We start from the raw sequence: 20,408 nt of genomic DNA, 5'->3' as shown, positions 1-20,408 counted from the left end.
ACCGAGGCCGGTCGGCCACGGCTCACGGCGTCGGTGACGGGCGGCGCGTACTGGCGAACCGGCTGCGATAGTGCGTCGGTGTCGTGTCCAAGTGCCGGGCGAAGGCGCGACGCAGGGTCTCGTCGGTGCCGAGGCCGCTGTGGTGCGCGGCGGAGGTGACGCTGTGGCCTTCGAGGAGGAGATGCTGGGCGCGGTCGAGCCGGACCCGCTCGACCCAGCGGGCGGGTGTGGTGCCGAGTTCGGTGCGGAAGAGCCGCGTCAGGTGCCGGGGGCTGACCGCAGCCGTAGCGGCCATGGCGGGCAGGCTGTGGTCGCCGGCCGGGTCGGCCAGCACGGACGCGATCAGGGACCGTAGTGGATCGGTGCGCGGTGGCCGGGTCGCGGTGGCGGTGGAGAACTGGGACTGCCCGCCCGGGCGTTGCATGAAGACGACCAGTTCGCGCGCGATGTCCCTGGCCACGTCCGCTCCGTGGTCGTCCTCGACGAGGGCGAGCGCCAGGTCGATCCCGGCGCTGATGCCGGCCGAGGTGACGAAGCGGCCGTCGCGGACATGGATGGCGTCCGGTTCGACGCGCACCCGGGGGTAACGGCGGGCCAGTGTCTCGGCCTGGCGCCAGTGGGTCGTGGCCGAACGACCGTCGAGCAGGCCGAGTTGGGCGAGGACGAAGGCACCCGTGCAGACGGATGTGACCCGCGCGGAGTGGTCGGTGAGGATGCGGGCCGTGGTCAACAGGGCTTCCTCGGCGGGCTGTTGGGCGAGCCGGTCGCCTCCGGTGACCACGACCGTGTCGACCGGCCCGGCGTCGGCCGCGGTCACCGTGCCGCTCAGCGTCAGCCCGTTGGCCGCGGTGACCGCGCCACCGTGGGGAGAGACCAGCACCAGCTCGTAGGGGTGACCGAGCCGGCCCGACTGGTGCAGCACCTCGGCGGGACCGCTGACATCGAGCATGGTCACGCCGTCGAAGACGAGGAATCCGACCCGGTGCGTCATGTCTGGATCTGGAGCCGTGTCTGGATCTGTGGTTTACGTGGCCGTGAGGACATGGCTCCAGCGTACGCCGCCGATGATCCTGGAGGCAGACCTCATGGAGACCGGCCACATAGGGCCCGGCCACATAGGGCCCGGCCACATGGAGCCCTGCTACATCGGGCCCGCCACATTGAGATCGACCACATTGAGATCGACCACATCGAGGAGAGGGAAGAACGATGAGTGAAGTGATCGCAGGCGTGGAGATCCCGGACAGCGTGCTGGCGCGCGAGGCGACCGAGCTGGTGCGCGAGGCCGCGTCGCCGTTGCTGTACGACCACTCCCGGCGGGTGTTCCTGTGGGGAGCCCTGCGCGGACGGGAGCAGGGGCTCGGCTACGACCCCGAACTGCTCTATGTGGCCGCGATGTTCCACGACCTCGGGCTCACCGAGAAGTTCCGCCGCACCGACCAGCGCTTCGAGATCGACGGCGCCGACGAGGCCCGCCGGTTCCTGCACGCCCACGGCATCACCGGTGAACCGGCCGACAGGGTCTGGGCGAGCATCGCGCTGCACACCACGCAGGAGATCCCGCTGCACATGTCGGCCGAGATCGCCCTGGTCAACCGAGGCGTCTCACTGGACGTCGTGGGCAACGGCTACGACGCCGTCTCCGACGAGCAGCGCGCGGCGGTCGTGGCGGCACACCCCCGCCCGGACTTCAAGAACGGCATCCTCGCCGCCTTCACCGAAGGCATCAAGGACCGCCCCGAGACCACCTTCGGCAACATCAAGGCGGACGTGCTGGCGCACTTCGTGCCCGGCTTCGTGCGGGGCGACTTCGTCGAGAAGATCAAGGACTCCGACTGGCCGGAGTGACACCGGGCGGCTGGCGGCTGGCGGGGGTCGGTTATCGGTGGTTGGCGGTGAGCGGCGTTCCGTGGCGATTGCCGGCGGTCAACAGGCCCGCCCGTGCCCCTCGTGCACGCCATGCCCGTCGTGCCCTTCACGCGTGCCGTGCTCTTCATGCGGGCCATGACCCTCATTCACCCCATGGCCCTCATACGCACCAGGCGCCCCATCCATCAACGTGTCCAGCAACGCCCGCAACACCTCACGCTCCACATCCGTGAGCGGCGCGAGAATCTCGTCCGCCGCCCCCCGCCGCGCCCCGCGCAACTCGCTCAGCGCCTTGCGGCCGTCGTCGGTGATCTCGATCCGGATCACCCGTCGGTTGGACGGATCGGGTACCCGCCGCACCTTGCCGCTCGCCTCCAGACCGTCGACCAGCGTCGTCACGGCACGCGGCACCACCTCCAGCCGCTGGGCGAGGTCGGCCATGCGCGGCGGGGAGTCGAAGTGCGCGAGGGTGCGCAGCAGCCGGGACTGGGCGGGGGTGATACCGAGGTCGCGCTGCTCCAGATGGCGCTTCTGGATGCGGTGCACCCGGCGGGTGAGCCGCAGCAACTGCTCCGCGAGCAGGCCGTCGGAATCGGGGGTGGTCATACGGGAACAATATCAGGACCAAGTACATTGTGAGTATAGGTAACAATGAGCTATGCTCCATCAGGTCTCATCGCTTCACGAGCTCTGAGCGCCTGACCAGTCCTGATCGCCTCACCATCCGTAGGAGACCATGCCCCGCGACGACATCAACTGGACACCGTCCCCCGGCACCTCGACCGACCAACCCCGGCAGGTGCGCCGCATCCTCAAGCTCTTCAAGCCCTACCGCGCCCGGCTCGCGGTCGTCGGCCTCCTGGTCGGTGCCGCGTCCCTGGTCACCGTGGCGACCCCGTTCCTGCTGAAGGCGACGCTCGACACCGCCATCCCGCAGGGCCGCACCGGTCTGCTGAGCCTGCTCGCGCTCGGCATGATCCTGAGCGCCGTCCTGACCAGCATCTTCGGCGTGCTGCAGACCCTGATCTCCACGACGGTCGGCCAGCGCGTCATGCACGACCTGCGCACAGCGGTCTACGGCCGGCTCCAGCGCATGTCGCTCGCCTTCTTCACCCGGACCCGCACCGGCGAGGTCCAGTCCCGCATAGCCAACGACATCGGCGGCATGCAGGCCACCGTCACGTCCACGGCCACCTCCCTGGTGTCCAACCTCACCAGCGTGGTGGCCACGATCATCGCGATGATCGCCCTGGACTGGCGCCTGACCGTCGTCTCGCTGCTCCTGCTCCCGGTGTTCGTGTGGATCAGCCGCCGGGTGGGCAACGAACGCAAGAAGATCGCCACCCAGCGCCAGCGGCAGATGGCCGAGATGGCCGCCACGGTCACCGAGTCGCTGTCCGTCAGCGGCATCCTGCTGGGCCGCACCATGGGCCGCTCCGACTCGCTCACCCGGTCCTTCGCCGAGGAGTCCGAGGGCCTGGTCGACCTGGAGGTCCGGTCGAACATGGCCGGCCGCTGGCGCATGTCCGTCATCTCGATCGTGATGGCCGCGATGCCCGCCGTCATCTACTGGACCGCCGGTATGACCCTCCACCTGGGTGGCCCGGACGCCTCGATCGGCACCATCGTCGCCTTCGTCTCGCTCCAGCAGGGCCTGTTCCGCCCGGCCGTCAGCCTGCTGTCGACCGGCGTCCAGATCCAGACCTCGCTGGCGCTCTTCGCGCGCATCTTCGAGTACCTCGACCTCCCGATCGACATCACCGAGCGCGAGAACCCGGTCCACCTCGACACCATCAAGGGCGAAGTCGCCTTCCAGGACGTCGAGTTCCGATACGACAGCAACGACAAGCGCCGTCCGATCCTCGACGGCATCGACATCACCGTCCCGGCGGGCAACAGCCTCGCGATCGTCGGCCCGACCGGCGCCGGAAAGTCGACCCTCGGCTATCTCGTGCCCCGGCTCTACGACGTGACGGGCGGCCGGGTCACCCTCGACGGGGTCGACGTCCGCGACCTGGACTTCGACACGCTCGCGCGTGCCGTCGGCGTCGTCTCCCAGGAGACGTACCTCTTCCACGCCTCGGTCGCCGACAACCTCCGCTTCGCCAAGCCGGACGCCACCGACGAGGAGCTGCACGCGGCGGCGCGCGCGGCGCAGATCCACGAACACATCGCGGGCCTGCCCGACGGTTACGACACCGTTGTCGGCGAGCGCGGACACCGGTTCTCCGGCGGCGAGAAGCAGCGCCTGGCCATCGCCCGCACGATCCTGCGCGACCCGCCTGTCCTCATCCTGGACGAGGCGACCAGCGCGCTGGACAACCGCACCGAAGCGGCCGTCCAGGACGCCATCGACGCCCTGTCGGCCAACCGCACCACGCTCACCATCGCCCACCGGCTGTCCACCATCCGCGCCGCCGACCAGATCGTGGTCCTCGACTCCGGGCACGTGGCGGAGCGGGGCACGCACGAAGAACTGCTCGACCGGGACGGGCGGTACGCGGCTCTCGTACGCCGGGATGCCCAACTGGAACCGACAAGCTGAAGATATGCCGGGTTTGTGACGATATGCGGGTTACCGTGCCCGCATGCAGATGAACACTCCGCCACGGAGCACGATTCGACTGACCCGCAGGGGCCGGGTCGCCCTCATCGCGACCGGGGCCGTCGTGGCCGGCACCGCCGTGGCGGTGCCGCTGCTGAGCCTGGAGAGCGAGGGGGACGCGCGACCCACGTCACTGGTGATCCCGGAGGGCTGGCGCTCGGGCCAGATCTACGAAGCCGTCGACAAGGTCCTCGCGCTGCCGGTCGGCACCACCAAGAAGTCGATCGCGAAATCCGGCCTGAAGCTGCCGACCGACGCTGAGGGCAACCCCGAGGGGTATCTCTTCCCGGCGACGTATCCGCTGGAGAAGAAGTCGACGCCCGCGTCGCTGCTGTCGTTCATGGTCAACACCGCGAACCGGAAGTTCAACGGCGCCCCGGTCGCCGCCGGCGCCCAGCGCAACGCGATGAACGTCTACCAGGCCGTCACCATCGCGAGCATCGTGCAGGCCGAGGCGGCCTCCAAGGCGGACATGGGGAAGGTGGCCCGCGTCATCTTCAACCGCCTCGAACGCGGGATGCCGTTGCAGATGGACTCGACCATCAACTACGCGCTGAACCGCGCCACGTTGAAGACCACCACCAGCGACACCCGCCTCGACAGCCCCTACAACTCCTACCAGCGCATGGGACTGCCGCCCACCCCGATCGACAACCCGGGCGAGGACGCGATGCGCGCCGCGATCAACCCGCCCCCGGGCGACTGGCTCTACTTCGTCACGGTCAAGCCCGGCGACACCCGCTTCGCGGCCACCTACGAGGAACACCAGCGCAACGTCGCCGAGTTCAACGCGGCCCAGAAGAGCAGCGCGCCGCCCACGAGGTGACCCGCTCAAAACTCAGGACGACGTCAGGCGGCGCTCGGCTCCCGGGCCAGCAACCGCCTGATGTCCCGTACCGCCGCGCGCCCCGCGCGATTGGCGCCGATCGTGCTTGCCGACGGCCCGTAGCCGACCAGGTGGACGCGTGGGTCCGCGACCACTCGGGTGCCGTCGAGGCGGATGCCGCCGCCCGGACCGCGTAGCTTCAGCGGGGCCAGATGGTCGATGGCCGCCCGGAACCCGGTTGCCCACAGGATGACATCGGCGTCCACATGCCGGCCGTCGTCCCAGTCCACCCCGTCGGGCGTGATCCGGTCGAACATCGGCTGCCGATCCAGGACGCCGTCCGCGATGGCCTGCCGGATCGCGTCGTTCAGCGGGAGCCCGGTCACGGAGACGACACTCCTCGGGGGCAGTCCCTGCCGCACCCGTTCCTCCACCAGCGCTACGGCCGCCCGGCCCACGTCCTCACTGAAGGGCCCCTCGCGGAACACCGGCGGACGCCGGGTCACCCACGTTGTCGCGGACGCGTACGGGGCGAGCTCCATCAGATGCTGGGTACCGGACGCGCCCCCGCCCACCACGACCACCCGCAACCCGGCGAACTCCTCGGGCCCCGGATACTGCGCGGTGTGCAACTGCCGCCCACGGAACGTCTCTTGACCCGGATAGCGCGGCCAGAACGGCCGGTCCCAGGTACCCGTGGCATTGATCAGCGCCCGCGTCGACCAGACACCATCGAATCCGTCCGATGCGTCAGATCCGGCCGATGCGTCGGACGTCTCGACAAGCAGCCGACCGTCCGCGCCCTCCCGTACCGCCCGCACATCCACAGGCCGCCGCACCCGCAGGTCGAAGGCGCGTTCGTAGGCGGCGAAGTACTCGGCCACGACTTCGGAGGACGGCCGGTCGGGATCCCCGTCCGTCAGTTCCATGCCCGGCAGCGCGTGCATTCCGTGCACCTTGCCGTACGTCAGCGACGGCCACCGGAACTGCCAGGCCCCGCCCGGTGCGGGCGCGTGGTCCAGCACCACGAAGTCGCGCGCCGGCTCGAAACCGGTGCGCCGCAGGTGATAGGCGCCGGCCAGTCCTGCCTGCCCGGCGCCTATGACGACCACGTCGACCTCACGGGTGTTGTTCACGCTTCTACGAACAGCACCGGGGCCGTGGATCTTCCCGAAGTCCTCCCGCGCGCTCAGCGCCCGCTGCCCACCAGGAACGGCACACCCGCCCGCGCCGGCCCCTCGACCAGCCCGCGCGCCGCCAACTCGGGAATCACGCCCTCCCCGAACCAGTACGCCTCCTCCAGATGCGGATACCCGGACAGCACGAAGTGCTCGACACCCAGCGAGTGGTACTCCTCGATCAGGTCGGCGACCTCCGCATGGCTGCCGACTAGCGCCGTGCCCGCGCCACCCCGGACGAGACCGACCCCCGCCCACAGGTTCGGGTGGATCTCCAGCTCGGCCCGCGAACCGCCGTGCAGCGCCAGCATCCGCTGCTGACCCACCGACTCACTGCGCCCGAGGGCGGTCTGCGCCGCCGCGATCGTGTCCGCGTCGAGATCGTCGAGCAGCCGGTTCGCGGTCGCCCACGCCTCGGCCGACGAATCCCGCGAGATGGTGTGCAGCCGTACCCCGAACCGCACGTCCCGTCCCTCCCGCTCGGCGAGCCCGCGAATCCAGTCGATCTTCTCCTTGACCTGCGCCGGCGGTTCTCCCCAGGTGAGATACACGTCCGCATGCCGGGCGGCCACCGGCCCGGCCGCAGCCGACGACCCGCCGAAGAACACCTGTGGCACCGGATCGGGCGGCAGTGCGGTCAGCCCGCCCTCGACCTGGTAGTGCACACCGTCGAAGTCGTACGGCTCTCCCCGCCACACCCCTCGTACGACCGACAGGAACTCGTCCGTACGGGCATACCGCCGATCGTGGTCGAGATGGTCGCCGAACCGCCGCTGCTCGGCCGAGTCGCCACCCGTGACGACATTGAGCAACAGCCGCCCGCGCGTGAGGCGTTGATAGGTCGCCGCCATCTGCGCGGCCAGCGTCGGGGAGATCACCCCGGGCCGGAACGCCACCAGGAACTTCAGCCGCTCGGTGTGCTGCGCGAGCGCCACGGTGGTCAGCCAGGCGTCCTCGCACCACGTGCCGGTCGGCGTGAGCACCGCCTCGAAGCCCAACTGCTCGGCCGCCTTGGCGATTTGGGCCAGGTACTCGATGTCAGGCGGACGCACCCCGCGGACCGCGCCCGCCCGGTTGGGCCCGTAGGCGTGCGGTCGACGAGCGTACGGCCGTCGCCGCCGGTCGGCAGGAACCAGTGCAGACGTACGCCCATGTCACGAACCTCCCGAGGTGCGCGGAGCGGAGGTGGAGGCCGGCAGGCCGCCGTTGTAGCGCGTGTCCACGAACTCGGCGAAGTCCACCGTCCGCGGAATCAGCTTGAGTTGGGTGAAGGTGTCGGCGATCTGCTGCTCCGAGGCGATCAGCGGCTTGTCGACGGCGACCGAGACCCGGGTGGAGTTGGTCCGCTTCACCGACGCCAGCGCCACCTCGTACGGCAGCCCGGTGTCCTTCGACCACACCTTGGCCCACGCCTCCTGATGCGTGAACACCCATGTCTGGGCCCGCCGCAGCCGGTCGAGGTAGTCCTTGATGGCGGCGGCCTTCTTCGTGTCCTGGAGTGCGCCGGGCGCCGCCACCTGGAAGGTGAGACCGTTGGTCACGCCCTGACCGGTGGTGAGCACGCGGCCCTGCTCGGCCTGGAGGATCTGCGAGGTGTACGGGTCCCACACCGCCCACGCGTCGACCTTGCCGGAGGTGAACGCGGCCAGCGCGTCGGCCGGTTGGAGGTACTTCACCTTGACGTCGCTCAGCGCGAGCCCCGCCGCCTTGAGGGAGGCGACGAGTTGGAAGTGCGCGGACGAACCCTGCGCCACGGCGATGGACTTGCCCTTGAGCTGCTGCGGCGCGGTGAGCTTCGAGTCCTTCGGCACGAGGACGGCGTCGCCCTCGGACGTGCCGTGCCAGGCGGCCACCACCTTGATCTTCGAACCCGCGCCCGCGGCGAACACCGGCGGGGTGTTGCCGACACCGCCGATGTCGACGGCCTTGGCGTTGACGGCCTCCAGGAGTGGCGGGCCCGAGGTGAACGTGGACCACTTGATCTTGTAGTCCAGGTTCTTGAGTTCACCGGCGGCCCGCAGGACCGCCTCCGAACCGCCCTTCTGGTCACCGACGTTGAGCGTGAGCGAGCCCTTGCCGTCGGTACCGGTCGAGGTCTCGGCGGCCGAGTTCCCGCCGCAGGCGGTGAGCAGGAGGGCGAGAGGGAGCAGCAGGGCGGCGGGGACGAGGCTTCGTCGCATGAGGGGGGAGTCCGTTCTCGGTATCTGGTCTCGGCAACTGGGTTGAACCGGGTTGATACGTGGGGGAGTTCAGGCGGCTTCGGCGGCGGTGTCGACGCCGAGGCGTTCCAGGAGTCCGGCGCGCAGTTCGGCGAACCGGGGGTCGGTGATGTCGCGCGGCCGGTCGAGGTCGATGCGCTGCTCGTGCGCGATGACACCGTCGTCCATCACCAGGACCCGGTCGGCGAGCAGCACCGCCTCCTCGACGTCATGGGTCACCAACAGGACGGCGCAGCCCCGCCGTTGCCACAGTTCGCCCACCAGCCGCTGGGCCTTGATACGGGTGAGGGCGTCGAGCGCGCCGAACGGCTCGTCGAGCAACAGCAGATCGGGCTCGCGCACCAGGGCACGGGCCAGCGAGGCACGCTGCGCCTCACCACCGGACAGCGTCTTGGGCCAGGCGTCGGCGTGGTCCCCGAGCCCGACCTCCGCCAACGCCCGCTCGGCGACGGCACGTTCGGGCTTGCCGGGCAGTCCGAGCAGGACGTTGCGCCACACCTTCTTCCACGGCATCAGCCGGGGCGCCTGGAACGCGACGGCCTTGCGGCGCGGCACGAGGACGGTGCCCTCGATGTCCCGGTCCAGCCCGGCGAGAATGCGCAGCAACGTGGACTTGCCGCAGCCGCTGCGGCCCAGCAGCGCCACGAACTCGCCCTGCCGTACGTCGAGTTGGAGCTTGTCGATGACGGGACGGCCGTCGAAGGAGCGGGTCAGCCCCTCGACCCGTACGGCCGGCGTGGTCGTCGGCGAGGAGGCCGCCGCCTGTGTGCTCACCGGCCCGTGAACGTCGGTCGCCATTGCAGCAGCAGCCTCTCGAGGGTTCGGACGACGAAGTCGGCCAGCAGGCCGAGGAAGGCGTAGACGATCAGGCAGACCACGATCACGTCGGTCTGCAGGAAGTCCCGCGCCTGCACCATGAGGAAGCCGATCCCGGCGTCCGCGTTGATCTGCTCGGCGAAGACGAGCGCCAGCCAGGCGATGCCGAGGGAGTAGCGCAGCCCGGTCATCGCGTTGGGCAGCGCACCCGGCAGCACCACATGCCGTACGAGCCCCCAGCGGGACAGCCCCAGCGACTCCCCAGCCTCGATCAACTGGCTGTCCACGCCCCGGATTCCGGCGTAGACGTTGAGGTAGAGCGGGAAGGTCACCCCGAGCGTGATGATGGCGACCTTGGGCGCCTCGCCGATGCCGAACCAGATGATGAACAGCGGGATCAGCCCGACGAAGGGCACGGTCCGCAGCATCTGTACGGGGGCGTCGACCAGGTCCTCGCCGATCCTGAACAGGCCGGAGACCAGGGCGAGTCCGGTGCCGATGACGGTACCGAGCAGCAGGCCGATCGCGACCCGCTGGAGCGAGGTGGTCATGGCCGAGGTCAGCGAACCGCTGTCGACGAGATCCCAGCCGACGTGCGCGATCCGTCCGGGCGAGGCGAGCACGTCCGAGGTCAACACCCCGGTGCTGCTGAGGAGTTGCCACAGCGCGAGCAGCACGAGCGGGCCGGTGGTGCGGCGCAGCCAGCGGGGGACGCGGGTGCGGCGGGCGGAGGTGGGGACGAGGGGGACGAGTTCGAGGGGAGAGGGAGCGTCCGCGTCGGCCTTCGCAGTGGATATACGGGAAATGTCGGGCCCGGAGGAGTCGGGTGGGGCATGGCTGATGCTCATGGGTGCTCCACGGAGTGGGGGAGAGCGTCCGGTGAGGAAGGGGATACGCCTCAACGCCGCCGCGTCACGCCGGTGTGCGCGGGCGCAGCGGAGTGCGGGAGGAGAGGGGGTGAGGCGGAAGAAGGCGTCAGCAGCCGCGGCAACACGCGGCGGAGGCCACCCGCAGCAGGTCGATGTGACCGCGCGTGGTGAGCAGAACTGAACGCAACATGCGGCCGAAACTAGGTCAGATGGCGTGCCACGGTCAACGGTGTCTCGCGGACTGGACCCCTCGTATCACGGACCGGGCAGTCGCTCGGACGGGGAGCCCGACGGATGGGTCAGGATGGAGACATGTCAGCTGCCTTCACCACCCGAGTCCTCAACGTCGCCACCGGTTCCAGGGAGCGGGTCATGGACCTGACCCGCGATTGCGAGGCCTTCCTCCGGGAGGTTGCGACCGGCCGCGACGGCCTGCTCAACATCTTCGTCCCGCACGCCACGGCGGGCGTCGCGATCCTGGAGACGGGCGCCGGCAGCGACGACGACCTGCTCGCCGCCCTGCACACCCTCCTCCCCGCCGACGACCGCTGGCGGCACCGCCACGGCAGCCCCGGCCACGGCCGCGACCACGTCCTCCCGGCCTTCGTACCCCCGCATGCGACGCTGCCGGTGATGGGCGGACGGCTGGAGTTGGGGACGTGGCAGTCGGTGTGTCTGGTCGACACGAACAGGGACAATCCGGACCGGATGGTTCGGTTGTCGTTCCTCGGGTGAGGCCCCAGGCGTGACGAGTGCGGGATTGACATCTTCTTGTCGCCGGCACCGTCGCTGACCTGTCCCTCGGCTACGACGCGCAGGACGGCGGAGCCGTCACGGACACCCAGTGCTACACCTACGACTTCTCCGACGGCCGCCCGAACCCGTACGGGCAGAGCTGGACCTATACCGACGACGGCCTGCGCGTGATGGGCGGGGACAACCCGTCCGGGTGACAGCGGACCGTTCCGCCCCCGCCTCCCACGCGATACGCGACGCTCGTCCCGTGTGCGATCGACGCGAGTACCGTGCGCGAACGACCGTGACCCGGCCCGGCACTTGGAGTGCCGGGCCGGGCCGTCGTTCAGAAGTCCCAGCTCTGACTCCTCGCTCCGTTGCAGCTCCAGCTCACCAGGAGCTGGCCGTTCTCAGGCCGGCCGCCCAGGATGTCCAGGCACTTGCCGTTCATCCGGCTGCGGATCTCGCCGCCGTTGCGGTACCACTTCTGGTGGCTGTCGCCGTTGCAGTCCCACATGCTCACCGATCCCTGGTCACCGGGAACGGCGGCGTAGATCTCCAGACACTTGCCGTTCATGCCCGAACGGATCTGCTCGCCGTCCCAGCGCCACTGCTGGTTGGTGTTGCCGGTGCAGTCCCACGTCACGGTCGAGGCGCCGTTCTCGTTGTGGAACATGAAGATGTCGGCGCACTTCCCGTTCAGGTTGGACCTGAGCAGCGGTGCCGCGGCGTGTGCCGGCAGTGCCGTCACGAGAGCGCCGATCGTGAGCCCGATCGCCGCCAGCAGCGGCACCAGTTGTTTCGCAGCCTTCATGGTGTCCCTCCACATATCCGGTGCGCGGTTGCGCTGACTCATGGCTACGCGCCGAGGGTTGTCCGGCGCCGGGGCGTCGGCGCCGGACAACAACAGCCGGACAACCAGCGCGCGTTCCGGCTCTGGAAGGGCACGGAAGGGGAAGGCCATGCCACGCGCCGAACGGCCGCTTGACCTGGACGCCGGTCCGCTCACGGGCTTCGCGGCCGAGCTGCGGAAGCTGCGCGAGACGGCGGGCCGGCCGCCGTACCGGACGATGGCCAAGAGGGCGCACTACTCGTCCACCACGCTGTCCGACGCCGCGGGCGGGCGCGCGTTCCCGAGCCTGAGCGTCACGCTCGCCTACGTCGAGGCGTGCCAGGGCGACCGCCGCGCATGGGAGGCCCGCTGGCACACGGTAGCCGCCGAGATCGCCGCGGTCGCGCAAGGCGACGGGCCCGCGGAACCCGGCGGGCCGGGCACGCCGTACGCCGGACTGTCGGCGTTCCAACCCGAGGACGCCGACCGCTTCTTCGGGCGCGAGCGGCTGACCGACGAGGTGCTCGCGCGGGTGCGGGAACGGCGGTTCCTGACGGTCTTCGGGCCGTCCGGTTCGGGGAAGTCCTCGCTGCTGCGGGCGGGGCTCGTCGCCCGTGCGCGGGCGGCGGGCTGGCCGGTGCTGCTCCTCACGCCGGGACCGCACCCACTGGAGGAGTGCGCCGTCCGCCTCGCCGCGCTGACGGGCGAGGCCCCCGGAGCGCTGCTGACCGAACTGCGCGCCGATCCCGAGGCACTGCACCTGCGGATCCGGCAGACCATGGTCGACCACGCACCGGACGTCGACACCCTGATCGTGGTCGACCAGTTCGAGGAGGTCTTCACCCTCTGCCGCGACCGGGACGAACGAGACGCGTTCATCGCCCAGTTGACGGCCGCGACCACCGCGCCGACCAGCCGGACCCGGGTGGTGCTCGGCGTCCGCGCCGATTTCTACGGCCACTGCGTCCAGGATCCCCGGCTGGTCGAGGCGATGCGCGACGCGCAGCTCGCCGTCGGCCCGATGAGCAGCCAGGAACTGCGCGAGGCCGTCACCCGGCCCGCCGGGCTCGTCGGCTGCACGGTGACCGGACCGCTACTTGCGGCCGTGGTCGCCGACGCGACCGGTCAGCCGGGTGCGCTGCCCCTGGTCTCGCACGCGATGGTGGAGACCTGGCGCCGCCGCAGCGGCAACCGCCTCACCCTGGACGGGTACTTGGCGGCCGGCGGCATCCAGCACGCGCTCGCGCGGACCGCCGAGACCGCCTACCGCGCGCTGTCACCGGTACGGCAGGACCTCGCCCGATCGCTGTTCCTCCGGCTGACGGCACTGGGCGACGCGACCGAGGACACCAGACGCCGCATCACCCCGGACGAGCTGGACCCGGGCCCCGACACCGCCTTCGTACTCGAATCCCTCGCCCGGCAAAGGTTGGTGACCCTGGACGAGCGGTACGTCGAGATCACCCACGAGGCGATCATCCGGTGCTGGCCGAGACTGCGCGGCTGGCTCACCGAGGACCGGGAACGGCTGCTCCTGCACCGGCAGCTCACCGACGCGACCGCCGACTGGGAGGCACACGGCCGCGACCCGCACGCGCTGTGGCGAGGGGCCCGCCTGTCCGCCGCCCTGGACCTGGCCAGCGCGGCGGGCGGCCAACTGACGTCCAGGGAACGGAGCTTCCTCGACGCGAGCGGCGACGCGCAGGCCGGTGAACTGGCGGCGGCCAGACGGCGGACGGTCCGCCTGCGCCAACTGGTCACGCTGCTCACCGTGTTGGTGATCACCGCGGTCACCACCGGCGTGCTGGCCGTCGGCTCGCGCAACTCGGCAGTCCGGCAGCGCAACGTGGCCATCGCCCGCAAGGTCGCCACGGACGCGGTCGAGTTACGACAGGAGAACCCCGCGCTGGCCGCGCAGTTGAACCTGGCCGCCTACCGGCTGGCGCCCACGGCCGACGTCCGTGATCAGCTCAGGAACACCTTCGCGACGCCGTACACGAGCCGTCTCACCGGCCATACGGCCGAGGTCGTCTCGACCGCCTTCGCTCCCCGGAACCCGATTGTCGCCACCGCGAGTTGGGACCGCACAGTCGGGCTGTGGGACGTGCGGAACGCCCACCGTCCCGTCCGGCTCGCGGTCCTGCACCAGCCCTGGCGGATGCTGTCGGTCTCGTTCGGGCAGGGCGGTCGTGTGCTGGCGACGGCGAGCGAACGGTCGGTGCGGCTGTGGGACGTGACGGACCCCCGGGCTCCCGCCGCGCTGAGCACCCTGCCGGAGTCGACCGCCGGACCGTTGTGGCTGGCGTTCCGGCCCGGCGGCGACCTGATCGCCGTCGGACACACCGACGGCGTGACCCGGCTCTGGAACGTACGGGATCCCCGGCATCCCCGATGGCTGGCCACCCTCCCCGGCCACACGAGCGCGGTCACCTCGGCGGCGTTCAGCCCGGACGGGCGCACGCTGGCGACCACCGGCGACACCACCGCGAGACTGTGGGACGTCACGGATCCGGCCGAGCCACGCCGACTCGACGTGCTGCGCGGACACACCGACATCGTGACCTCGGTGGCGTTCAGTCCGGACGGCCGGAGCCTGGCGACCGGCAGTTGGGACCACACCGCACGGATCTGGCACCTCGGCGACGACGGCTCCCAGGCACGGCCACCGACCGTCCTGCTCGGTCATACGGCGATCGTCTGGTCGGTGGTGTTCGGCCCCGACGGCCGCACCCTCGTCTCGGTCGGCGGGTCGACCCTGTTCTGGGACCTCACCGCACCGGACCGTCCCCAGCGCGTCAGCGCGATTCCCGGCGGGGCCTACCAGGCCGTGTTCAGCCCGGACGGCCGTGTGCTCGCAAACGCCGACCGGCTGCTGGACCTGCGGGACCTGTCGCTCGCGACCCACGACGACGTCGTCACGTCCCTCGCGTTCGCCCCCGGCGGCCGGCTGCTCGCCAGCGCCAGTTGGGACGGCGCCGCACGGCTGTGGCAGGTCACCGGCGGCCGGGCGCTGTGGCCGCTGGCGGTCCTGCGCGGACACACCAGGTTCGTCAGGTCCGTGGCCTTCAGCCCGGACGGGCGCACCCTCGCCACCGCGAGCGAGGACACCACCGTCCGCGTCTGGGACGTGTCCGACCCACGACGACCACGGCTCAGGTCGGTCCTCCCCTGCCACACCGGCGAGGTCGCCGGGGCCGCCTTCGATCCCGGCGGTCGGCTGCTCGTCGTATGGGCGCAGCACGGGGCCGGACTGTGGGACCTGGCCGACCCCGGCCGTCCCCGGCCGCTGAGCCGGATCGCCGAGGGCGGGCCGGAGGTCACGATGGCGTCGTTCCGGCCGGACGGCCGCACGCTGGTGACGAGCACGGGCAACGTCGGCTCCCTGCGGTTCTGGGACATCGGCAATCCGCGCAGCCTCCGCGAACTCCCGTCCCCGCTACGGTCGGAGCAGCTGACCGACGGCACGTTCGGCCCCGACAACCGGAGCCTGGCCGCGATCCACCGGCCGGACCGGACGGTCTGGCTGATCGACGTCGGCGACCTCGGCCGCCCGCGGACGCTGAAGCGGCTACGGCCGTCCGGCTCCTGGCTCTACTCCCTGGCCTTCTCCCCGGACGGTCGCCGACTGGTCGCCGGCGCGGCCGACGGCAAGGCTCTTCTGTGGGACGTACGCGATACGACTACGACCGCGCCCGCCGTCCTCACCGGCCACGCGAACCCGGTACCGGCCGTGGCGTTCGGCCCGCACGGCGACACCCTGGCCACCGGCGGCAACGACTTCACGCTCCGGCTCTGGGACACCGACTTGGACCGGGTCGCCGCCCGCGTCTGCGACAACGCGTACCCGAGGATCACCAGAGCCGAATGGGCACGGTACTTTCCGGCGACGGACTTCGACCCGCCCTGCGATGCCCTCGACTGAGACCCCGGACAGGCGCCGACTCGCCTGTCAGGCAAGGGAGTTGCCAAGTCCGGTCGGCGATGCCGGAGACTTCCGCACAGTGGTTCCGGCAGTCGTCGCGCCGCACGTCTGCCGTAGAGCACCGGACACAAGGGAAGATCCTTGCAGCAATCGTCACGTAGAAGTTCACCCCGCAAGGCGCTGGCCGCGATCCTGGCCGGCGGCACCGTGGCCGCGGGCTGTCTCGCCGTTCTGCCGTCGACGGCACAGGCCGCGCAGCCCCCGGCCGCCGACCGGCAGGCCTCGTTCGCCGACGCGGCAAAGGAGTTCGGCGTACCGCTGCCCGTGCTGCTGGCCGTGTCGTACCAGGAGTCGGGGTGGGACGACCACGACGGGCAGTACAACACCTCGGGCGGCTACGGCCCGATGAACCTCACGGACGTCACCGCCACGATGCTGTCCGAAGGTTCGGCGGGTGCCGTCGGCCGCGGTGACCTCGCCGAGCTGACCTCGGACCCGGCCCTGCACACCCTCCACACGGCGGCCGGACTCACCGGCACTCCGACGGCGAGACTGCGCACCGACGACCGCGAGAACATCCGGGCCGGCGCCGCCCTGCTCGCCTCGTACGAGCGGGAGTTGACGGGGAAGGAATCCGCCGACCCGGCCGACTGGTACGGAGCGGTGGCCAGGTACAGCCAGTCGTCGGACCGGAAGGCCGCACAGCTCTTCGCCGACCGCGTCTTCAAGACCGTGTCAACAGGCGCTTCGCGCACCACCGTTGACGGACAGCACGTCCAACTCCCGGCGCGGCGAGCAGTCCGCCCCGAGACGCGACAGCTGTCCGAACTGAACCTGAAAGCCGCCGCCACGGCCACCGACACGGAGTGCCCGCCCACGGTCGACTGCACCTTCCTCGCCGCGGCCGCCTCCAACGGGCAGGTGGCGGGCCGGCCGGACGACGGGGTGCGGATCAAGTACATCGTCCTGCACGACACCGAGTCGTCCTACGACGCCGCGATCAAGACCTTCCAGACAGCGGGGTCCGGCGACTCGGCGCACTACGTCATGCGGGCCTCGGACGCGGCCGTCACGCAGATGACCCACACCAAGGACATCGCGTTCCACGCCGGCAACTACTGGTTCAACATGCACTCGATCGGCATCGAGCACGAGGGCTACGCCGCGCACGGCGCCACCTGGTACTCGCAGGCGCAGTACCAGGCGACGGCCGATCTGGTGACGTACCTCGCCGCGAAGTACGACATCCCGCTCGACCGCGAACACATCATCGGCCACGACAACGTGCCCGGCCCGCAGGACAGTTACCTCACCGGCATGCACTGGGACCCGGGCCCCTACTGGGACTGGACGGCCTTCATGAACATGGTCGCCCCGGCGAAGGCGGCCCAGGCGCAGAGCGCCGCCCGGCGTGTCCCGAGGGTGGGCTCGGCGGTCACCATCAGCCCGCGGTTCTCGACCAACGAGCAGACCGTCCAGGTCTGCCCGCCCGACGACCCCACGGGCGCCACCACCGAGTGCACCGAGCAGACCGCACCGTCGAACTTCCTCCCCGTGCGCACCGCGCCCAGCGCCGACGCGCCCCTGTTCGCCGACCCCGCCATCCACCCCGGCGCGAGCGCGGGCACCGACTCGATCCACGACTGGGGCAGCACCGTCGAGGCGGGCCAGCGGTTCGTGGTCGCCGACACCGACGGCGACTGGACCGCCATCTGGTTCAGCGGCGCGAAGGTGTGGTTCTACAACCCCCACGGCATCAACACCTGCGCCGCGCCCGACGCCACGGTCCTCCACTCCGGCGACCAGCCCGCGACCCTCTACGGCTCCGGCTACCCCCAGGCGTCGGAGTACCCCGCCGGCCTGTCCCCGTCCACGCAGAAGCCCCTGACCCTCTACGCCTTCCCGGCGGGCCAGGCCTACGTCGCCACCCAACCGCCGGTCAGCGCCGACGACTTCTTCGTCTCGGGCGACACCTATGTCACCGGGGCGGCCAAGTACTACACCGTCCAGTACAACCACCGGGTCGTCCTGGTCGACGCCTCGCAGGTGTCCTGACGGGTCCGGTGCGGGCAGCGCGGACACGACCTGCCCGCACCGGCCGGCATCGGGATCCGGTGGCGCTCTCTGGAAAGATCCCCACCATGACCGACAACCCCCTGCGCCAAGTAACCGTAGACCGCACCGCTCCCGGCCGCTTCACCGCGACCAACGCCCGCGGCGGCACCCTCGACTTCGGTACCGCCGCCGGCGGTGCCACCGAGTTCACCCCGGTCGAGCTGCTGCTCGCCGCGATCGGGGGTTGTACCGCCGCCGACGTCGACGTGGCGACCACACGGCACGCGGAGCCGGACGGGTTCACCGTCACCGTGACCGGCAACAAGGTCAGCGACGATCTGGGCAACCGGATGACCGACCTCGCGGTCACCTTCGCCGTGACCTTCCCGGAGGGGGAGGCCGGGGACCGGGCCCGCGCGATCCTGCCCCGCGCCGTCACCGTCTCCCACGACCGGCTGTGCACGGTCAGCCGCACGGTGGAGACCGGCACGCCCGTCACCGCGACGATCAAGGACGCCTGATCCCACCGGCCCGTTCGCACCGGCCCGTTCTCTGCGGGCCGGTGACAAGCGGCTCGCCGGGCGCTGCGTTCTTGTGAGCACCGCCTGATCCCGTGGTCCCGGCCGTCCTACGGTCCGGCCATGAAGACGAGTCGCAGCACAGGACGGACAAGTCCCCGCACAGGACGGGCACTTCGCGGCGCAGGACGGACAAGGACGTGGCGCGGTGCCGCGCTCGCGGCGCTGTTGACCGCGGGCGTGCTCACCGGGGCCGCCCCGCAGGCGCAGGGCGCGAGCGCGCGCACCGAGACCCCGGTCGCCTCGACGCATCCCGCCGACGGTGTGGTCGAGTCGGTGGTGCGGGTGAAAGTGCCGTTACCGCAGTCGTTCGGCGCCCGTCCGGGGGCGTGCGACTGGCTGTCGTATCTGCGCTACCGCGCCGCCGACGGCCCGAGCGCGGCGGCCGACGCCGACCGGATCCTCGTGGCCCAGCCGGGCATCCTGGAGGGGGCCGGCGCGTTCGACAGCGTCGCCCGCGACACGGTCGCCCAAGCCGCCGCGCAGGGGCGGCACATCGAGTTCTGGGCCCTGGACCGGCGCTCCAACTGCCTTGAGGATCCGACCGGTATCGCCTCCGGCGACCAGCACACGGCCGTCGACTACTACTACCGGGGCGAGGCCGTCGGCGGCCGGACCTTCGCCGGGTACGTCGGCAACGACCAACTCGGCTGGATGGCCAAGCTCGGCATCCAGCAGACCGTGCGCGACGAATACGACCTGCTCGTCGCCGAGTTGCCCGACCAGGGGCTGCGCCGGAGCAAGGTGCTGTGCGGCGGACACTCGCTCGGCGGCGTCATCACCGGGTACTTCGCGGCGGCCGACTTCGACGGCGACCCCGCCACCACGGCGGACGCCGGACAGAACCAGTGCGCCGGGTACTTCGCCCTCGACACGACGATCTCCACCTCGCTCGCGGACCTGAGCGGCAGCATCCCGGACGACACCAACCTGCCGGACATCGGGCTCGGTTACGGCGTCGTCCAGGCCGGGCTCGACAGCGGTCTCCTCTCGCGCTCGCTGTCCGCACCCGTGCTACTCAACCCCGAGACCATGACCCTGCTCGCGATCGCCGGCCTGGGCGCCGCGAAGAACCCCGCCGCCGAGGCCGACCTGCCCGCCTACCTCCCCTCCAACGTCAACATCGAGGCCACGAACCGCTTCCTGTTCTCCAGGGACACCGCCACCTTCCTCACCGGCTCACCCGCGGTGAAGGACTTCCGGCTCACCAACGACGCCGTTCTCGGCGCCCTCATGGACGACAACTCCGTCCCCCTCGCGTTCCTCCAGAGCAGCGTCGGCCTCTTCGACGGCGGACCGCTCACCGACAAGAACTTCCCCACCGCCAACGGGAGTTCGGACCAGTCGCAGCTCTTCGGCGTCGAGTACAAGGCCATCCCCGCCCAGCCGCACGGCCCGCTCTACACCTGGCGGAACTACGACCGGGTCGGCGCCGCGGACGACCCCGGGTACCGGTCGGCGAACGGGACCCCCTTCACCGACGCGTCCAAGGAAGTCACCGACATCCACGAACTGGCCCGCAGTATGGGGGAGCAGCCGCTGGACTTCACCGAGCAGTACTTCCCGACGAAGCTGGTCACCGACATCGAGCTGGCGACCTCACCCCAGGTGAAGCAACTCCTCGTGCACCCGGGCGGGTTGACCGCCAACCCGACACTCACCGTACTCGCGGGCGACGGGCTGCTCGCCGGTCACATCCCGGCCGACCTGCACCCCGTGATCGCCCCCGGCTACCAGCACCTGGACGTCCTGACAGCGGCGCCCGTCCAGAACAACGGCCGCCCCGAGCTCGTCTCCAGCAGCCTCGCCGCCTTCGCCCGGTCGCCCAAGTAGCCTGCCCCGCACACCAGTAGGGCCCGGGAGGTTCAACTCCCGGGCCCCACAGCGCTGTTGCGGCTCCGCTG

The 20,408-nt window shown here is 70.7% G+C and carries 16 protein-coding genes and 1 pseudogene; 8 read left to right on the top strand and 9 right to left on the bottom strand.

What is annotated here, in order from left to right; all coding sequences use genetic code 11:
• Positions 1-22 precede the first annotated feature (22 nt).
• A complete protein-coding gene (locus ACIRRY_RS14910; protein WP_403972144.1) occupies positions 23-991 on the bottom strand; it encodes a GlxA family transcriptional regulator in 969 nt (322 codons plus the stop codon).
• Positions 992-1,209: 218 nt separating this feature from the next.
• Between ACIRRY_RS14910 and ACIRRY_RS14905 the strand changes: the two genes are divergently transcribed.
• A complete protein-coding gene (locus ACIRRY_RS14905; protein ID WP_403972142.1) occupies positions 1,210-1,848 on the top strand; it encodes an HD domain-containing protein in 639 nt (212 codons plus the stop codon).
• A gap of 78 nt (positions 1,849-1,926) precedes the next feature.
• On the opposite strand, the gene ACIRRY_RS14900 is transcribed toward ACIRRY_RS14905, so the two are convergent.
• The gene (locus ACIRRY_RS14900) at positions 1,927-2,475 is read right to left on the bottom strand and encodes a MarR family winged helix-turn-helix transcriptional regulator (RefSeq protein ID WP_403972140.1); all 549 of its coding nucleotides are present in this window, start codon (positions 2,473-2,475) and stop codon (positions 1,927-1,929) included.
• A 130-nt stretch (positions 2,476-2,605) separates the two neighbouring features.
• On the opposite strand from ACIRRY_RS14900, the gene ACIRRY_RS14895 reads away from it, so the two are divergent.
• Together ACIRRY_RS14895 and mltG are read left to right on the top strand one after the other, a co-directional pair.
• Entirely contained in the window at positions 2,606-4,414 is a 1,809-nt protein-coding gene (locus ACIRRY_RS14895) for an ABC transporter ATP-binding protein (protein WP_403972138.1), read from the top strand.
• Between the two features lie 43 nt (positions 4,415-4,457).
• Positions 4,458-5,300 (top strand): endolytic transglycosylase MltG, encoded by an 843-nt coding sequence (gene mltG / locus ACIRRY_RS14890; RefSeq protein ID WP_403972136.1) that lies wholly within the window; start codon positions 4,458-4,460, stop codon positions 5,298-5,300.
• Between the two features lie 23 nt (positions 5,301-5,323).
• Here mltG and ACIRRY_RS14885 read toward each other — a convergent pair whose 3' ends face one another.
• The 6 genes and pseudogenes from ACIRRY_RS14885 to ACIRRY_RS14860 all read right to left on the bottom strand — a co-directional run bounded on the left by ACIRRY_RS14885 (position 5,324) and on the right by ACIRRY_RS14860 (position 10,572).
• A complete protein-coding gene (locus ACIRRY_RS14885) occupies positions 5,324-6,436 on the bottom strand; it encodes an NAD(P)-binding domain-containing protein (protein WP_403972134.1) in 1,113 nt (370 codons plus the stop codon).
• A gap of 53 nt (positions 6,437-6,489) precedes the next feature.
• Positions 6,490-7,631 (bottom strand): annotated as a pseudogene (locus ACIRRY_RS14880) (LLM class flavin-dependent oxidoreductase).
• A gap of 1 nt (position 7,632) precedes the next feature.
• Entirely contained in the window at positions 7,633-8,658 is a 1,026-nt protein-coding gene (locus tag ACIRRY_RS14875) for an ABC transporter substrate-binding protein (protein ID WP_403972132.1), read from the bottom strand.
• Between the two features lie 69 nt (positions 8,659-8,727).
• The gene (locus ACIRRY_RS14870) at positions 8,728-9,495 is read right to left on the bottom strand and encodes an ABC transporter ATP-binding protein (RefSeq protein ID WP_403972130.1); all 768 of its coding nucleotides are present in this window, start codon (positions 9,493-9,495) and stop codon (positions 8,728-8,730) included.
• Positions 9,468-10,361: an ABC transporter permease gene (locus tag ACIRRY_RS14865; protein ID WP_403972128.1), complete on the bottom strand. Its 894-nt coding sequence runs from the start codon at positions 10,359-10,361 to the stop codon at positions 9,468-9,470. Before ACIRRY_RS14865 ends, ACIRRY_RS14870 begins: the two co-directional genes overlap by 28 nt.
• 127 nt (positions 10,362-10,488) lie before the next feature.
• Positions 10,489-10,572: a putative leader peptide gene (locus ACIRRY_RS14860; protein WP_315986669.1), complete on the bottom strand. Its 84-nt coding sequence runs from the start codon at positions 10,570-10,572 to the stop codon at positions 10,489-10,491.
• A 122-nt stretch (positions 10,573-10,694) separates the two neighbouring features.
• Here ACIRRY_RS14860 and ACIRRY_RS14855 point away from each other — a divergent pair, with 122 nt between their 5' ends.
• Positions 10,695-11,117 (top strand): YjbQ family protein, encoded by a 423-nt coding sequence (locus ACIRRY_RS14855; RefSeq protein WP_403972126.1) that lies wholly within the window; start codon positions 10,695-10,697, stop codon positions 11,115-11,117.
• A gap of 346 nt (positions 11,118-11,463) precedes the next feature.
• Here ACIRRY_RS14855 and ACIRRY_RS14850 read toward each other — a convergent pair whose 3' ends face one another.
• Entirely contained in the window at positions 11,464-11,931 is a 468-nt protein-coding gene (locus ACIRRY_RS14850; protein WP_403972124.1) for an RICIN domain-containing protein, read from the bottom strand.
• Between the two features lie 148 nt (positions 11,932-12,079).
• On the opposite strand from ACIRRY_RS14850, the gene ACIRRY_RS14845 reads away from it, so the two are divergent.
• From ACIRRY_RS14845 to ACIRRY_RS14830, 4 genes are all read left to right on the top strand, one after another.
• On the top strand, positions 12,080-15,871 hold the full coding sequence (locus ACIRRY_RS14845) for a hypothetical protein (protein WP_403972122.1): 3,792 nt from the start codon (positions 12,080-12,082) through the stop codon (positions 15,869-15,871).
• Between the two features lie 141 nt (positions 15,872-16,012).
• Complete coding sequence (locus ACIRRY_RS14840; RefSeq protein ID WP_403972120.1) at positions 16,013-17,926, top strand: N-acetylmuramoyl-L-alanine amidase; 1,914 nt, start codon at positions 16,013-16,015, stop codon at positions 17,924-17,926.
• Between the two features lie 86 nt (positions 17,927-18,012).
• On the top strand, positions 18,013-18,447 hold the full coding sequence (locus tag ACIRRY_RS14835; protein WP_403972118.1) for an OsmC family protein: 435 nt from the start codon (positions 18,013-18,015) through the stop codon (positions 18,445-18,447).
• 120 nt (positions 18,448-18,567) lie between these two features.
• Complete coding sequence (locus tag ACIRRY_RS14830) at positions 18,568-20,337, top strand: hypothetical protein (RefSeq protein ID WP_403972116.1); 1,770 nt, start codon at positions 18,568-18,570, stop codon at positions 20,335-20,337.
• The last annotated feature ends 71 nt before the right edge of the window (positions 20,338-20,408 follow it).

It is taken from the genome of Streptomyces sp. NPDC101776, from assembly GCF_044766845.1.
GTDB lineage: Bacteria > Actinomycetota > Actinomycetes > Streptomycetales > Streptomycetaceae > Streptomyces.
Note: the sequence above shows the minus strand (reverse complement) of the source record. Positions and strands in the feature narration are given on the sequence as shown.

Bases quoted from the DNA above. Each gene is read 5' to 3' on its own strand.
- ACIRRY_RS14830 (WP_403972116.1), top strand. From the start codon at position 18,568: ATGAAGACGAGTCGCAGCACAGGACGGACAAGTCCCCGCACAGGACGG.
- ACIRRY_RS14835 (WP_403972118.1), top strand. From the start codon at position 18,013: ATGACCGACAACCCCCTGCGCCAAGTAACCGTAGACCGCACCGCTCCC.
- ACIRRY_RS14865 (WP_403972128.1), bottom strand. From the start codon at position 10,361: ATGAGCATCAGCCATGCCCCACCCGACTCCTCCGGGCCCGACATTTCC.
- mltG (WP_403972136.1), top strand. From the start codon at position 4,458: ATGCAGATGAACACTCCGCCACGGAGCACGATTCGACTGACCCGCAGG.
- ACIRRY_RS14845 (WP_403972122.1), top strand. From the start codon at position 12,080: ATGCCACGCGCCGAACGGCCGCTTGACCTGGACGCCGGTCCGCTCACG.
- ACIRRY_RS14855 (WP_403972126.1), top strand. From the start codon at position 10,695: ATGTCAGCTGCCTTCACCACCCGAGTCCTCAACGTCGCCACCGGTTCC.
- ACIRRY_RS14910 (WP_403972144.1), bottom strand. From the start codon at position 991: ATGACGCACCGGGTCGGATTCCTCGTCTTCGACGGCGTGACCATGCTC.
- ACIRRY_RS14870 (WP_403972130.1), bottom strand. From the start codon at position 9,495: ATGGCGACCGACGTTCACGGGCCGGTGAGCACACAGGCGGCGGCCTCC.
- ACIRRY_RS14900 (WP_403972140.1), bottom strand. From the start codon at position 2,475: ATGACCACCCCCGATTCCGACGGCCTGCTCGCGGAGCAGTTGCTGCGG.
- ACIRRY_RS14905 (WP_403972142.1), top strand. From the start codon at position 1,210: ATGAGTGAAGTGATCGCAGGCGTGGAGATCCCGGACAGCGTGCTGGCG.
- ACIRRY_RS14895 (WP_403972138.1), top strand. From the start codon at position 2,606: ATGCCCCGCGACGACATCAACTGGACACCGTCCCCCGGCACCTCGACC.
- ACIRRY_RS14850 (WP_403972124.1), bottom strand. From the start codon at position 11,931: ATGAAGGCTGCGAAACAACTGGTGCCGCTGCTGGCGGCGATCGGGCTC.
- ACIRRY_RS14875 (WP_403972132.1), bottom strand. From the start codon at position 8,658: ATGCGACGAAGCCTCGTCCCCGCCGCCCTGCTGCTCCCTCTCGCCCTC.
- ACIRRY_RS14860 (WP_315986669.1), bottom strand. From the start codon at position 10,572: ATGTTGCGTTCAGTTCTGCTCACCACGCGCGGTCACATCGACCTGCTG.